The 15125-nt window shown below is 64.4% G+C and carries 11 protein-coding genes; 5 read left to right on the top strand and 6 right to left on the bottom strand.

The features are described from left to right. Positions 1 to 20: 20 nt before the first annotated feature. The gene (gene rlmB, locus BJP62_RS02210; RefSeq protein ID WP_070526051.1) at positions 21 to 758 is read right to left on the bottom strand and encodes a 23S rRNA (guanosine(2251)-2'-O)-methyltransferase RlmB; all 738 of its coding nucleotides are present in this window, start codon (positions 756 to 758) and stop codon (positions 21 to 23) included. Between the two features lie 78 nt (positions 759 to 836). After that, the gene (locus BJP62_RS02215) at positions 837 to 3371 is read right to left on the bottom strand and encodes an EAL domain-containing protein (RefSeq protein WP_070526053.1); all 2535 of its coding nucleotides are present in this window, start codon (positions 3369 to 3371) and stop codon (positions 837 to 839) included. 113 nt (positions 3372 to 3484) lie between these two features. Between BJP62_RS02215 and mfd the strand changes: the two genes are divergently transcribed. The 3 genes from mfd (at position 3485) to serB (ending at position 8523) form a co-directional block, all read left to right on the top strand. Beyond that, positions 3485 to 6892, top strand: a complete 3408-nt coding sequence (mfd, locus tag BJP62_RS02220; RefSeq protein ID WP_070526054.1) for a transcription-repair coupling factor — start codon at positions 3485 to 3487, stop codon at positions 6890 to 6892. A gap of 14 nt (positions 6893 to 6906) precedes the next feature. After that, complete coding sequence (locus tag BJP62_RS02225) at positions 6907 to 7605, top strand: YecA family protein (RefSeq protein ID WP_168163776.1); 699 nt, start codon at positions 6907 to 6909, stop codon at positions 7603 to 7605. A 78-nt stretch (positions 7606 to 7683) separates the two neighbouring features. Continuing rightward, positions 7684 to 8523, top strand: coding sequence for a phosphoserine phosphatase SerB (gene serB, locus BJP62_RS02230; protein WP_070526058.1), 840 nt, complete (start codon positions 7684 to 7686; stop codon positions 8521 to 8523). A 79-nt stretch (positions 8524 to 8602) separates the two neighbouring features. On the opposite strand, the gene dnaB is transcribed toward serB, so the two are convergent. Continuing rightward, entirely contained in the window at positions 8603 to 10036 is a 1434-nt protein-coding gene (gene dnaB / locus BJP62_RS02235; protein WP_083300647.1) for a replicative DNA helicase, read from the bottom strand. Positions 10037 to 10108: 72 nt separating this feature from the next. Here dnaB and BJP62_RS02240 point away from each other — a divergent pair, with 72 nt between their 5' ends. Then, the gene (locus BJP62_RS02240; protein ID WP_070526060.1) at positions 10109 to 10537 is read left to right on the top strand and encodes a type II toxin-antitoxin system RatA family toxin; all 429 of its coding nucleotides are present in this window, start codon (positions 10109 to 10111) and stop codon (positions 10535 to 10537) included. Between the two features lie 5 nt (positions 10538 to 10542). Then, positions 10543 to 10854 (top strand): RnfH family protein, encoded by a 312-nt coding sequence (locus BJP62_RS02245; RefSeq protein ID WP_070526062.1) that lies wholly within the window; start codon positions 10543 to 10545, stop codon positions 10852 to 10854. A gap of 18 nt (positions 10855 to 10872) precedes the next feature. Here BJP62_RS02245 and BJP62_RS02250 read toward each other — a convergent pair whose 3' ends face one another. From BJP62_RS02250 to BJP62_RS02260, 3 genes are all read right to left on the bottom strand, one after another. Continuing rightward, positions 10873 to 11289: a DUF4124 domain-containing protein gene (locus tag BJP62_RS02250; protein WP_070526064.1), complete on the bottom strand. Its 417-nt coding sequence runs from the start codon at positions 11287 to 11289 to the stop codon at positions 10873 to 10875. Positions 11290 to 11552: 263 nt separating this feature from the next. Beyond that, positions 11553 to 13031 (bottom strand): DNA recombination protein RmuC, encoded by a 1479-nt coding sequence (rmuC, locus tag BJP62_RS02255; RefSeq protein WP_070526065.1) that lies wholly within the window; start codon positions 13029 to 13031, stop codon positions 11553 to 11555. Between the two features lie 107 nt (positions 13032 to 13138). Then, positions 13139 to 15094, bottom strand: coding sequence for an esterase-like activity of phytase family protein (locus BJP62_RS02260; RefSeq protein ID WP_070526067.1), 1956 nt, complete (start codon positions 15092 to 15094; stop codon positions 13139 to 13141). Positions 15095 to 15125 lie beyond the last annotated feature (31 nt).

A 15125-nucleotide genomic window follows, 5' to 3' on the forward strand; every position in this document is an offset into this window, starting at 1 on the left:
TTTTTCCTAGCGCCCGCGAATCAGCGCAGCGAAAGCTGCCGGCGCGTCTCGGCCAGCACGATCCCGGTCGCAACCGACACATTGAGGCTCTCGACCGAGCCGTACATCGGGATCGACACCAGCTGGTCGCAATGCTCGCGCGTCAAGCGGCGCATCCCCTCGCCCTCGTTCCCCAGCACCCAGGCGATGCCGCCGCGGGCCTCGAAGTGGTGCAGGTCGGTATCGGCTTCGGCGGCAGTGCCGACGATCCAGACGTCGCGCTCCTTCAGCTCGCGCAGCGTTCGCGCCAGATTGGTCACCATCACGTACGGCACCGTTTCGGCCGCGCCGCAGGCAACCTTCGACACGGTCGCATTGATGCCGACCGACTTGTCCTTCGGCGCGATCACCGCGTGCACGCCCATCGCGTCGGCGACGCGCAGGCAGGCGCCGAGGTTGTGCGGGTCGGTGATGCCGTCGAGCACCAGCAGGAACGGTGGCTCATCGAGCGCTTCGAGCACATCGTCGAGCGCGACGTACGACTTGGTCGGGTCGATCAGTGCCGCAACGCCCTGGTGCCGGGCCTTGCCGGTCAGCCCGTCGAGCCGGGCGACGTCGACCAGCACCACCTTGGCGCCCTGCTCTTCGGCAAGCTTGATCAGTTCCTTGGCGCGGGCATCGATGCGCGCGGCATTCAGGTACAGCTCGCGCACGCTGTCGGGAAAGCGCTTCAGTCGGGACGAAACGGCGTGAAAGCCGTGAATCAGTTTGTTTTGCATGGCGGGCGGCGACGAATCGCCGGCGGCGAAGATAGGAAAGCCGCAATTCTAGCAGCCGCGGCGAGCCGGCCGGCAATATCAGACCGCGAGCACGCGCGCCTCGCCGTTCCCGATCAGCCCGTTCTGCGCCAGATAATGCAGCAGCTCGACGTCGCAGAGCGGCGGCGCATACAGGTAGCCCTGCACGACATGACAGCCGGTCCGCCGCAGGAAGTAAGCCTGCTGCTGCGTTTCGACGCCCTCCGCGATCACCCTGAGGCGCAGCTTCTTCGCCATCGCGACGATCGCCTCGGCGATGGCGCCGCTGTCCTCGTCATCCGGCGCGCTCTCGATGAACGAACGGTCGATCTTGAGTGTATCGAGCGGAAAATGCCGCAAGTTCGACAGTGACGAATAGCCGGTCCCGAAGTCGTCGATCGCCAGCAGCACGCCCATTTCCCGCAGTTGCGCAAGAATGCGCACCGCGCGGTCCGGGTTCTGCATGATCATGCTTTCGGTGATCTCCAGCTCGAGCCGGTCGGCCGGCAGTTGCGCCCGGGCCAGCGCCGTTGCGACCTGCTGCGGCAACTGCTCGCGCATGAACTGCCTTGGCGACAGGTTGACGGCGACGCGCGGGATGTCGTGGCCGGCGTCGAGCCAGTCGCGCATCTTCCGGCACGCCTCGATCAGCACCCACTCGCCGATCGGCACGATCAGGCCGTTTTCCTCGGCCAGCGGAATGAAGCTCGCCGGCGGCACCAGCCCCAGTTGCGGGTGCGACCAGCGCAGCAAGGCTTCGACGCCATAGAGCGTACCGGCGGCAAGGTCGACCTGCGGCTGGAAGTAGAGACAGAGCTCGTCGCGCTCGAGCGCATGACGCAGGCCGTTCTCGAGCACCAGGTGCTCGAAGGCGCGGACATTCATTTCCGGCGCAAAGAACTGGAAGGTGTTCTTGCCGAGCTCCTTGGCGCGGTACATCGCCACGTCGGCGTTCTTGATCAGTTGCGCCGGCAGCAGGCCGTCACTGGGGAACAGGCTGATGCCGATCGAGCAGGTCACGAACAGCTCGTGCCCCTGGATCAGCACCGGTTGCCCCAGCCGGCTCAGCAGGCGCTCGGCGACGGCAGCGACATCGTCGGCACTCTGCATGCCGCGCAGCAGCACGGTGAATTCGTCCCCGCCGAGCCGGGCGGTAATGTCGCCATCCTTGAGCGAGCCGCGCAGACGCTGTGACACCACCTTCAGCAGCTCGTCGCCGACATCGTGCCCAAGGCTGTCGTTGATCGCCTTGAAGCGATCCAGGTCGAGAAACAGCAAGGCAAAAGGCTCGGCCGACTCATGCTCGGCCGCCTGCCTCAGCGCCGCATGCATTGCGCTGCGGTTGCGCAACTGCGTCAGCGCGTCGTGATTGGCCAGGAAGTGCAGACGCAGTTCGGCTTCCTTGCGGTGCGTGTAGTCAGAAAACACGCCGACGTAATTGCTGACGTTGCCGACCTCGTCGCGCACCGCGCTGATCGACAGCCAGGCCGGGTAAGTCTCGCCATTCTTGCGGCGATCGAGCATTTCCCCTTCCCAGTGGCCGTGCTCGGCCAGCCGGGTGACCATTTCGCGATTCTTCTCGCGCGAGCGGCGGTGCTCGCCGAACATCCGCGACGTTTTGCCGATCGCCTCGTTGGCGCCGAAACCGGTAACGCGGCTGAACGCCGGATTCACCGCGACGATGCGCGCCTGCGCATCGGTAATCAGGATGCCTTCCGATGCGTTGTCGAACACCTGTGCCGCCAGCCGCACGCTGCGGGCCGCCGCCGCTTCGTCGCGGTACGACGCCGCCATCAGCAGTCCGGCAACGGCGACGGTAAAGAGGTGGAGCATGATCGACAGATCGTCGGCGCCGGGCAGGCTGAGCCCGTGCAGTATGGCCGTCGCCACCATGACGGCGGTCGCCATCGTGCAGCCGTTGCCGATATGCCCCAGCCGCAGCGCGGACCAGATGATCAGCAGGAACAGCAGGAACTGCAGGTTGGCCAGCCCCTCGCCGTAATGGCGGTAGATCAGCATCGTCCCGACCGCGGTCACCGTGACCAGCAATGTCAGCTCGATCAGCCGGTTGGCGTTGAAGCTGCGCAGCTCGGAGCGCAGGCCGGCGGCAAACGGCACCACGATCAGGATGCCGAGTGCCTCGCCCATTGTGCGCTCGATCCACAAGCCGATGGTATTGAGTTCCCGCCCCGGCTCGAATACGCCGAAAACGATCGACACGAAGGTTGCCGCCAGCAGCACACCGACCAGCGGCCCGGCAACGAGCAGCCGCAATGCATCGCGGACGCGGACGTCACCCGATGCCGCCAGCCCCGGCAGCAGGCCGACGACCAGCAGCGCCTGCAGCACCTGCGCCAGTGCGACCAGCGCGATGGCCGGCAGCGACAAGCCGCTCAGGGCCGGCAGCACCCAGGCCGCCAGCGCCAGCGCCGGCCACGCGCGGGAGCCGAGCAGCAGCAGGCCGGCCACCGCGACACCGACATGCGGCGCAACCAGCGAGCCGTACTGGCCGGGCGTCACGAACAGCCAGGACAGACACTGCGCCACACCATAGAGCCCCGCCAGTTGCGCTTCGCGCCACCACCGTACCGACATTGCCCCTCCTCGTATTCTTATCCGCCAGATGGTCTTCGCCACATGGCTTGTACTGAAGCTTTCATCGCCACCGGTATAATCGGGGCTATTTCCGATTGCCGCACAATCCGCACATGACCACCCCGACCCTGCCGCGCGCCGGCGAACGCCTGCTTCTTGCCACGCCCCACGGCTCGGCCGACGCCTGGTTGCTGGCACGGCTGGCAACGCAGGCGCGCCCGCTGCTGATCCTTACCGCTTCGGCCCAGGATGCCGGCCGGATCAGGGACGAGATCCGCTACTTTGCGCCGAAGCATACCGTCGTCCAGCTTCCCGACTGGGAAACCCTGCCCTACGACCACTTCAGTCCGCATCACGACCTGATCTCCGAGCGACTTGCCAGCCTCTGGCAGATCCGCGAACAGCAGGCCGATGTCATCATCGTTCCGATCCAGACCGCGATGGGCCGGCTTGCACCGGTCGAGTATCTCGCCGCCTACACCTTCAACATCAGGAAAGGCAGCAAGTTCGACCCGGAAAAACTGCGCGCCGACCTGATCTTCGCCGGCTACAACCACGTTACCCAGGTATTCAGCCCGGGCGAATTCTCGATCCGCGGCGGGCTGGTCGACCTGTACCCGATGGGCTCGCCACTCCCGTTCCGGCTCGACCTGTTCGACGATGAAATCGAGACGATCCGCACCTTCGACGTCGACACCCAGCGCAGCCTTTATCCGGTACCGGACATCCGCCTGCTGCCCGCGCGCGAGTTTCCGCTCGACGACGCCGGCCGCACCAAATTCCGCCAGCGCTTTCGCGAAATCTTCGAGGGCGACCCGAGTAAGTCCCAACTTTACAAGGACATCAGCAATGGCGTAACGCCGGCAGGCATCGAGTACTATCTGCCGCTGTTTTTTGACCACACTGCGACGCTGTTCGACTACCTGCCGGCCGAAGCGGTCGTCGCGCTGCACGGCGGCGTGCTCGACGCCGCCGAGGCGTTCTGGCGCGATACACAGGACCGCTACCGCAACCTGTCCGGCGAGAAGGACCGGCCCATCCTGAAGCCGGCCGAACTCTATCTGGCGCCGGACGAGCTTTTCGGCCGGATCAAGCCGCAACGCCGGGTCGAGCTGATCGGCGGCGGCGACCTGCCCATCCCGACCCAGCCGCTGCCGCAGCTTGCCGTCGACCGGCGCGCCGACAATCCGCTGGCACGGCTCGAAGCCTTCGTTGCCGATTTTCCGGGCAAGGTGCTGATCACCGCCGAGAGCCTTGGCCGCCGCGAGACGATGGCGCAGTTTTTTGCCGAGTACGGCCTCAAGCCGACGCTGGTCGAAGCATGGTCCGACGCTGTCGAGGCCAGCAAGACCCGGCTGATGCTGTCGGCCGCGCCGCTCTACAACGGCTTCATGCTGACCGGCGAGCAACTGGCGGTCATCACCGAGGCCGACCTGTATCCGACCGTTGCCCAGGGACGCGGGAAAAAGCAGCAAAAGCGCAGCAACACCGACGCAATGCTGCGCGATCTGTCGGAACTCAAGATCGGCGACGCCGTCGTCCACGAAGCCCATGGCATCGGTCGCTACATGGGGCTGACCGCGATGGACCTCGGCGAGGGCGAAACCGAGCTACTGCTGCTCGAATACGCCGCCGGCGACAAGCTCTATGTGCCGGTAAGCCAGCTGCACGTGATCAGCCGCTATTCGGGGGGTGCGGCCGATGCGGCGCCACTGCACCGGCTCGGCTCCGGCATCTGGGAAAAGGCCAAGCGCCGCGCGGCCGAACAGGTCCGCGACACGGCGGCCGAACTGCTCAACCTGTACGCGCGGCGCGCGGCGCGACAAGGCCATGCGTTCGAATGGAAACACCATGATTACGAAGCATTCGCCGAAGGCTTCGGCTTCGACGAAACGCCCGACCAGGCCGCGGCGATCGAGGCCGTGCTGGTCGACATGCGTGTCGGCCAGCCGATGGACCGGCTGGTATGCGGCGACGTTGGCTTCGGCAAGACCGAAGTCGCGCTGCGCGCGGCGTTCGCGGCCGTCGCCGGCGGCAAGCAGGTCGCGGTACTGGTGCCGACGACGCTGCTGGCCGAACAGCACGCACAGACTTTTGCCGACCGCTTCGCCGACTGGCCGGTGCGCATCGCCGAGCTGAGCCGCTTCCGGACCGGCAAGGAAACCACCGCCGCACTCAAGGGTCTGGCCGACGGCTCGGTCGACATCGTCATCGGCACGCACAAGCTCGTCCAGCCCGACGTCGCCTTCAAACAGCTCGGCCTTGTCATCATCGACGAGGAGCACCGCTTCGGCGTCCGGCAGAAAGAACAGCTGAAGGCGCTGCGCGCCAATGTCGACGTACTGACGCTGACGGCAACACCGATTCCGCGCACGCTGGCGATGAGCCTTGAAGGCATCCGCGATTTTTCGGTCATCGCCACCGCGCCGAGCAAGCGGCTGTCGGTCAAGACCTTCGTCGCCAAGTATTCCGACGGCGTGATCCGCGAGGCGGCGCTGCGCGAGCTCAAGCGCGGCGGCCAGATCTTCTTCCTGCACAACGAAGTCGACACGATCGAGAACATGCGCGAGAAGCTCGCCGCGCTGCTGCCCGAGGCACGGATCGGCGTCGCTCACGGCCAGATGCGCGAACGCGAGCTCGAGCACGTGATGCGCGACTTCCACGCCCAGCGCTTCAATATCCTGCTGTGCACGACGATCATCGAAACCGGCATCGACATCCCGAACGCCAACACCATCGTGATGAACCGTGCCGACAAGTTCGGCCTGGCGCAGTTGCACCAGATGCGCGGCCGCGTCGGCCGCTCGCACCACCAGGCCTATGCCTATCTGCTGGTGCCCGACCTCGAGGGGATGACCGCCGATGCGAAGAAGCGGCTCGAGGCAATCCAGCAGATGGAAGAACTCGGCTCGGGCTTCTACCTGGCGATGCACGACCTCGAGATCCGCGGCGCCGGCGAGGTGCTCGGCGATTCGCAGTCGGGCGAGATGCAGGAAATCGGCTTCTCGCTCTACAGCCAGATGCTGAACGAAGCGGTCAAGTCGCTGAAGAAGGGCCTCGAGCCCGACCTGTCGCAACCGCTCGGCATCACCACCGAGATCAACCTGCATGCCCCGGCGCTGCTGCCGAACGACTACTGCCCGGACGTGCACGAGCGGCTGTCGCTGTACAAGCGGCTCGCCAACTGCGAGACGCCGGACGAGCTTGACGATATCCTGCAGGAGCTCGTCGACCGCTTCGGCCTGCTGCCAGACCCGGCCAAGGTGCTGCTCGACTGCCACCGCCTGCGCATGCTGGCCAAGCCCATGGGCATCCAGAAGATCGACGCCGCCGACACGGCCATCGTGCTGACCTTTGCACCGAACACCGTCGTCGAACCGTTCAAGCTGATCCAGCTGATCCAGAGCAAGAAAAACTACAAGATGCTGCCGCCCGACCGCATGCGCGTCGAGGGCAACTGGCCGGAACCCACCCTGCGCGCCGTTCGCATCAAGGAACTGCTCGCCGAACTCACCAAGTGAACACCATGACCGATATGCAAACACCCCTCGACGAAACCGAACTCGACCGCCTCGACGCCTTCCTGATGTCGCCGCGCACGCCTGCCGAGACCATGGACCTGGAAATGCTCGACGGCTTCCTGGTGGCGCTGGCCGTCGGCCCCGACGAAGTCCCCGAGGATGAATGGCTGCCGCAGGTCTTCGACGGCACGCCGCCCGAATTCGACGACGCCACCGAGGCCGAAGAAACGTTCTCGCTGATCCGCCGGCACGCCGCCAGCATCAAGGCCGCATTCGCACCGAAACGGCGCGAAAACATCGGCGAAGAGCCGCTGTATTTCCCGCTGGTACTGTCGGACGAAGGCGCCGACGAGAAATGGCAGGACTCGCTCGGCGCCTACTGGGCCAGCGGTTTCCGCCTTGGCCTGCTCGCGCGCGAGGACGTCTGGCAGAAGGCGCTCGACGAAGACGAGCAACTGTTCGATTCGGTCGCGGCCGTTCTCGCCCTCGAGGAAGGTCACGAGCCCGATGACGAAAGCCGCCCGCTGACGGTCAAGCAGCGCGAGGAGCGCATTTCCGAGCTACCGTGGATCGTCGAGGACGTGATGTTCTACTGGCTCGAGCAGAAGTACGGCCAGGTCGAGCGCGTCGAGCGCGAAGAGCCCAAGGTCGGCCGCAACGATCCGTGCCCGTGCGGCTCGGGCAAGAAGTTCAAGAAGTGCCACGGCGCCTGAACCGCGCAAGCCGCAGCACCGGGCGGCATGCCGTCCGGTGCTAGAATCGCCCTCTTTTCCGCCCGACCGCCCGAAGCCATGCACCGTCTCGTCATCCAAGCCCCCGACATTGCCACTCAGGACCTGAAGCAACTCGCCCGCCTGTCCGATGCGCACCAGATCGAAGCCATCAGCCAGCGCGCCTTCAAGCTGCACGGCGCACACATCGGCAACGAGGAAGCGGTTGCCGATTTCTGCGAGAGCAATCAGCTCGACTACGCCTTCATCCCCGAGGAACTCGGCGTGCGCGACATCGGCCTTGTCGTCATGGACATGGATTCGACGCTGATCACGATCGAGTGCATCGACGAGATCGCCGACATGGTCGGCATCAAGCCGCAGGTCGCCGAGATCACCGCAGCAGCGATGCGTGGCGAACTGGATTTTCGTGAAAGCCTGACGCGTCGCGTCGCACTGCTGGCCGGGCTCGACGAAGGCGCGCTGCAGCGCGTTTACGACGAGCGGCTGCAACTGATGGCGGGGGCCGAAGAAATGCTGACGGGCTTCCAGGCGGCCGGCGCCACGACGCTGCTGATTTCCGGCGGGTTCACCTTCTTTACCGACCGGCTACAACCCCGTCTGAACCTGAGCAAGACGATCGCCAATGTGCTCGAAATCGAAGGCGGCAAACTGACCGGCCGCGTGAACGGCGACATTGTCGACGCAGAACGCAAGAAGGCCGAACTGATCGCGCTGCGTGAAGCGCTCGGCTTGCGGCGCGAGCAGGTCGTCGCGCTCGGCGACGGCGCGAACGACCTGCCGATGCTGCACGAGGCCGGTTTCGGCATCGCCTGCCACGCCAAGCCCAGGGTGCAGGCCGAAGCGCCGTTCTGCATCAACCGGGTCGGGCTCGAGGGTGCGCTCAACTACTTCCGTTAAAGTATCGCTTTAACATCAACAAAAAACGCCAATCCGGACAAGGGGTTGGCGTTTTTTGTTGGTGCACTGGATGAGGTTGTTACTCGAGGTCGCTCGACCAGCCTTCCGGCCGCATCAGCGCATTGTCGAAGCGAGAATGCTGCCCCATGAACACCAGCGGAATCTTGCCGGTGGGGCCGTTACGGTGCTTGCCGATGATGCACTCGGCCAGACCTTTGTGCGGCGAATCCGGGTTGTAGTAGTCGTCGCGGTACATGAACATGATCACGTCGGCATCCTGCTCGATGGCGCCGGACTCTCGCAGGTCGGACATCATCGGGCGCTTGTCGGTACGCTGCTCGACCGCACGCGACAACTGCGACAACGCAATGATCGGCACTTGAAGTTCGCGCGCCAAGCCCTTGAGTGAACGGGAAATTTCGCTGACCTCGGTCGCCCGGTTCTGGTCCTTGGCGCCGGCACGGCCCGCCATCAGCTGGATATAGTCGATCACGATCAGGCCAAGCTGGCCGCCGACCTGCCGCGCCAGTCTTCGTGACTTGGTGCGAATCTCCATTGCAGTCAGCGCACCGGTCTCCTCGATGAAGATCGGCGCCTCGGAGAGCTTGTTCACCGCATGCGTCAGTCGCAGCCAGTCCTCGTCCTCGAAACGGCCGGTCTTGAGCTTGTGCATGTCGATCTTGCCGATCGAGCCGACCATCCGCATACCCAGCTGCGCCGCCCCCATTTCCAGCGAGAAGATCGCGACCGGCAGCTTGAGCTCGGCACCGACGTATTCGGCGATATTGACCGAAAACGCCGTCTTGCCCATCGACGGCCGGCCGGCGACGATGATCAGGTCGCCTTTCTGCAGCCCCGACGTCATCTTGTCGAGGTCGATGAAACCGGTGGCGACGCCGGTGACTTCGGACGGGTTGTCCTGCTGGTACAGGTGGTCGATGCGCTCGACGATCTCCTTGAGGATCGGCGGCATCGCGATAAAACCCTTCTGCCCCTTGGCCGATTGCTCGGCAATCTGGAAAACCCGTGACTCGGCTTCGTCGAGCAACTGGGCCGATTCACGGCCGTCGGGGTTGTACGCCGACTCGGCGATCTCGGTGCCGACCCCGGCAAGCTGGCGCATCACCGAACGCTCGCGGACGATTTCCCCGTATCGGCGGATGTTGGCCGCCGATGGCGTGTTCGACGCCAGCGAACCGAGGTAGGCCAGTCCGCCGACATAGGCGAGGTCGTTCGAGTTGTCGAGCGATTCGGCAACGGTGATCACGTCGGCCGGCCGGTTGTGCTCGATCAGCTTGACGATGTGCTGCCAGATCTTCTTGTGGTCTTCGCGGTAGAAGTCGTTCTCGTTGATGACGTCAGCGATCTTGTCGAACGCCGTGTTGTCGAGCATCAGCCCGCCGAGCACCGATTGCTCGGCCTCGATCGAATGTGGCGGCAGCCTGAGTGCAGCGACATCGGCAGCGAGGCCGGCTTGCATGGCTTCGGGGTGGGCGGTAGGATACTCGGTCATTTCCGACAGTCGTTCATGGGCGAAGGCCGCCTATTCTAGCGCCTTGTGACCCGAGGCGCGACGCCGTTCCCGATGAAGCAAATCCGCAAGTCCGTTCTCGTTCCCCACTCTGCCGCGCACATGTTCCGCCTCGTCGACGACGTCGAGCACTACCCGCGCTTCCTGCCATGGTGTGGTGGTGTCGAGGTGCACGAGCGCACCCCGACCACGCTCAACACGACGCTGCGCATCGACTTCCTGCGGGTCAAGTCGTTCTTCCGCACCCACAATCTCAACAGCGAGAACCGCATCGAAATGCAGCTCGTCGACGGGCCGTTCAAGACGCTGTCGGGGATATGGCAATTCACGCCGCTGATGGAAGACGCGTGCAAGGTCGAGTTCGAACTCGACTACCAGTTTGAAAACCGGGCGCTCGAGGTACTGATCGGCCCGGTGTTCGAGAAAATCACCGGCACTTTCGTCGACTGCTTCGTCAAGGAAGCCGATCGGCGCCACGGTTGAGCGATATGAGCGAATCCATCAGCGTCGAGGTCGTCTACGCCACGCCGGCAAAGCAAAAGCTCGTCGCGCTGCGAGTGGCCGCCGGCACGACCGCGGAGCAGGCCATCGCCCAGTCCGGGCTTCTGGACGAGCTCACCGAAATCGACCTTGCGCAGAACAAGGTCGGCATCTTCGGCAAGGCAATCAAGCTGGACGCGGTGCTGCGCGAGCACGATCGCGTCGAAATCTATCGCCCGCTGATTGCCGATCCCAAGGAAGTGCGCCGCAAACGCGTTGCCGAAGGCAAGGCGATGAAGAAAGGTGGCGGCGAGCAGTAAGGCCCGCCCCGCAGCCGGCTAGCAACTGTTCTTGATGACTTCCTGGATTTTGGCAATTTCCTCTTTCTTGCGCTCTTCGGTCATGAATTCGACCTTGCCCTTGTCGTTCAGGCTGTTGAATCGCGCCGCCTGCAGGTAACCAAGCCGGGTCTTCGCTTCGGCGCAGAGTTTCGGATCCTTCTTGCTCTCGGCCTGGGTCTGCGGAGCCGGCTGCACCGCCGATGCTACCGGCGCGCTAGCCTTCGCGGCCGGCGGCGCAACGGTTGTCACGGGCTGCTTGGTCGTCTTGACGATCTGTGCCTTGCCCTTGTCGGCCCCGGCGGGCGGCGTATCGGAATACTGCCAGTTGCCGTTGGCGTCCTTCCATTTGTAGATCTCGGCGTGCGCCAGTCCGGTAGTCAGACACAGCACCAGCAGTGCCAGATGCGTTTTCATTCGAACCTCCCCGGTCTCTTGTTGAGCGCAAAAACGCTTAATACCACGACACGCGGACGAGCCGAACACGGCCGGCGCCAATTTGCCGAAAAGACCACACCAGCTCCATCCGGACGGCATTACTCACAGGTGTGAGTTTGGCCGTGGAGACCGGGGCGGGCGCGATTTAACATGAACTTGTGCCAGTTGAACCGTACCGGAACAACCGGCAAAGCTTCATCTCTCCTCATGACTTGAGTGCCCGCCTGCCAGCGGGCTTTTTTTTACGCCTCGATCCGAGCCGGGTCGGCGCCATCGCCCTCGAGCTTCACCTGCTCGATCTCGACGAAACGCCGCGAAATCTTTTCGCTGGTGATCGCCACGCTCTGGACGTCGTCGTGCGCCTGGCGGATATGCGTCGCCAGTTTCTTCATCCGTTCGTCGAAACGCCCGAATTCCTGCGACAGCTTGCCGAGCGCCTCCTTGATGATGTGGACCTGCTTGCGCGTCTCGACGTCCTTGATCACCGCGCGCGCGGTATTGAGCACCGCCATCAGCGTGGTCGGCGACACGATCCACACCCGTCGCGCCAGCGCATGCTGGACCAGATCCGGGTGATAGGCGTGAATCTCGGCAAACACCGCCTCGGCCGGAACGAACATCACCGCGCCGTCGGCGGTTTCGTTGGTAATGATGTACTTGCCCGAAATATCGTCGATGTGCTTTTTGACGTCGACCTTGAATGCGCGTGTCGCGACCACCTTGTCCGACGCGGGGTCGAACATCCGGTGATAGTTCTCGAGCGGGAACTTGGCGTCGACAGCGACCAGCCCGGTCGGCTCCGGCAGTCGCAGCAGGCAGTCGGCGCGCGTACCGTTCGACAGCGTTGCCTGGAATTCGTACACCTGCGCCGGCAGCACGTTGCGCACCAGGTGCTCGAGCTGCACCTCGCCGAATGCGCCGCGCGAGCGCTTGTCGCCGAGCAGCTCCTGCAGGCTGACCACATTGGTCGTCAGCCCGTCGATCTTCTTCTGCGCCTCATCGATCGTCGCCAGCCGCGCCATCACGCTGGCAAACGTTTCGTTGGTCTTCTTGAAGCCCTCGTCGAGCCGCTCGTTGACCTTGCCGGAAATTTCGGCCAGCCGCGTATCGGCGGTCTTGGTCAGTTCGCCGACGGTGGTGGTCAGTTGCTGCGACGTGGCCTGCAACAGCAGCTGGATCTGCTCCATTTCGCGCTTCGACTGCTCGGCCAGCATCGTCGAGAGCTTGACCAGCACGTCCTCGCGCAGCGCATCCTGCTTGCCCTTGAGGTCAGAAGCGATATCGGCGAGCTGCTTGAGCATCAGCTCACGCGTTTCCGACAGCGTCGACGTCAGCGACAGCCGCATGGCCGACAGCGATTCGCTTTGTGTACTGGCCAGCCGGTTCAGCGCTTCGCGGGTGTCCTTGAGTTCGGTGCTCACACCGCCCCGCAGCCGGTCGAACGACTCGCCCATCGCATCGCGCAACTGGCCGGCCGAGCGGTTGACCGCCTCGTTGAGCAGGCTGCCGTGCTGCGCCAGCGCCGCGTGCTGCGATTCGGTCTGCCGCGCAAGGCCCGCATGCAGATCGCCGAGCATCTGCCGGTGCTTGGCCTCGAGCTCCTGCGACAGCAGGTCGAGCACGTCCTGCTGGGTTCGGGCAAGTTGCTGCAGGCGCAGCACGACGACAACGCCGGCGATCAGGACGACCAGCGTCGTAATGCCGAAAAGCAGGTCGAGCATGGGAAACTCCGTGAACTGAGCCGCACATTGTAAGTGATCCCGCGCGCAAGCTGCCGTAACAAAAAGCCCCGCGAGCGGGGCTTTCCGGGGTGGAGACCGGCTTCGCGTTACAGCGCAATGTCCTTCAGCGCCGTACCGAAACGGATCACCCACAGCCGGCTCGGGCGTTCGTCGTCGCTGCCGCGACCGATCCGGTATTTCGGGTTGGCGAGCGCCGCACACTTGCTGCCAGTCAGCGTGCCACCGGCGTCCTGGCTGCAGTCATCGCCCTTGAGCACCACGCCCTTGTCGTCAACGATCTTGCCCGACAGGCCGAAATCGTTGTCGTTGATCAGCGCAATCGTATTGGCGTCGATCAGCGTCAGCCCTTCGGCCTTCTCGGCCACCCAGCCGAACTTCGCATCGCGCAGATCGGCAAGCACGCGCTTGGCGACCGGCGTAACGCCGGCGGCCTTGATGGCGGCCAGATCACCCTGATACTCGACCTCGAGCCCGTTGATCGTCCTGCCGGTCAGGTCGGTCGCCGTGGCCGTGTCGATCAGCACCAGCATGTTGTGGACCACGCCGTCCTTCTGCGCACCCTGCTCGATCAGCAGGAAACGGGTATCGGACAATGCAATCAGGTCGCCGAGCTTGGCGTCCTTGGCCTTGTCGTAGATCGCCGTGTCGAACGGGTACGCCAGCATGCGCGTCGTGCCGGTCGCCGGGTCGTACTCGACCAGGCGAATTACCGGCGACTTGCTGGTTTTCTGCGTCTTGCCGTTGCTGTCCTTGGCATCCTCGATCGACAGGATCGACTGCACCATCGCAACGACCTTGCCCGACGGCGTCACCGCCACACCTTCGAAGCCGCGATTGGCCTGGCGCTTGGCGATGATGCCGGGCAGACCGCTGCCCGGCGCCAGCTTTTTCAGCAATTTGCCGGTTGCAGGGTCGAGCTGGGCAAGGAAGGGGCCGTATTCGTCGGTCAGCCACAGCTTGCCCCCCTTGTCGATCGACAGCCCTTCCGGGTCGATGCCGCGCACATCGTCGGCCGGGTTCAGCTTGCCCAGAGCTTCGTTCAGCGCCGCTTCGTTCGTGGCGCCGACCACACCGACAGGAAGCGGCAAGCCGCTCATTCTGCCGCCGTCGACATCCTTGAGGTCGGTCGTCGATTCGACGGTCGCCACGCCGCCCTTCAGGCGCATCAGGCCGATTTTCGGATTGAAGCCCGGCACCGGAAACACCTTGCTCTTCCGGCTGTCCGACTGGTCCGGCGAATCACCGTTGGGGCCGCGGTCGGTCAGGATGTAGAAAAGCTGGCTACCGTCGGCGTCCTTGCCCTTGTAGGCAAGGCTGGAGCCGACCGACAGCGGAAAGCCCTGCGGGAAGGCAGCTTTGATGCCGGCGTCGCTCCCCGGGTACGGCACGTAGAACTTCGCGGGCACCTGGACGCGGTACTTGCTGATTTCGAGCGTTACGCCCGATGCACTGACCTTGGTCGTCGCTGCGCCGTTCAGCATGGCCAGTGTCGACTCGAAGTGCTCGCGAGCGGTCGCGGTACTGACCGGCACCTTTCCGAGTACGCCGCTGGCGGCAGCATCGAATGCCTGCATGTCGTCGAGCGGCAGCGACTTGCCCTTCAGTGCGGCGCGGGTCGCCGCCTCGATAGCGATGCCGTTGTCCGGATCCTGGTCGGCGTCGAGCGTTTGCAGCAGCCGCGCCCGGCTGATGACCTTGTCGGACAGCGGGTTGGCTGGATCGAAATCGGCCAGGGTCACCTTGTCCTTGCCTTTGGCCGAGCCGATCACGATATCGCCGACCCGGAATGTGGCCGTGTCGCCATCGCGATAGCCGAACGTGCCGCTGGCATCGGTGACCCGCAGGGCGCCATCGCTGCTGGTCGAGTATTCCAGCCCCGCCACCTGCGCGTCGAGAAACTGGCCGGATTTGGCGCTCGGTGCGGGGGTGGGCGCCGGAGTCGGCGCCGGGGTCGGAGATGCGCCGTCACTGCCGCCACCGCAGGCGGACAGGCCCGTACCGATCAATGTGGCCAGCGCCAGGGCCGGAATACCGTGCTTCATTGCGTCTCATCCTTATTGTGAACGAAAGCGC

It is taken from the genome of Jeongeupia sp. USM3 (genome assembly GCF_001808185.1).
In the GTDB taxonomy this organism is placed as follows: domain Bacteria; phylum Pseudomonadota; class Gammaproteobacteria; order Burkholderiales; family Chitinibacteraceae; genus Jeongeupia.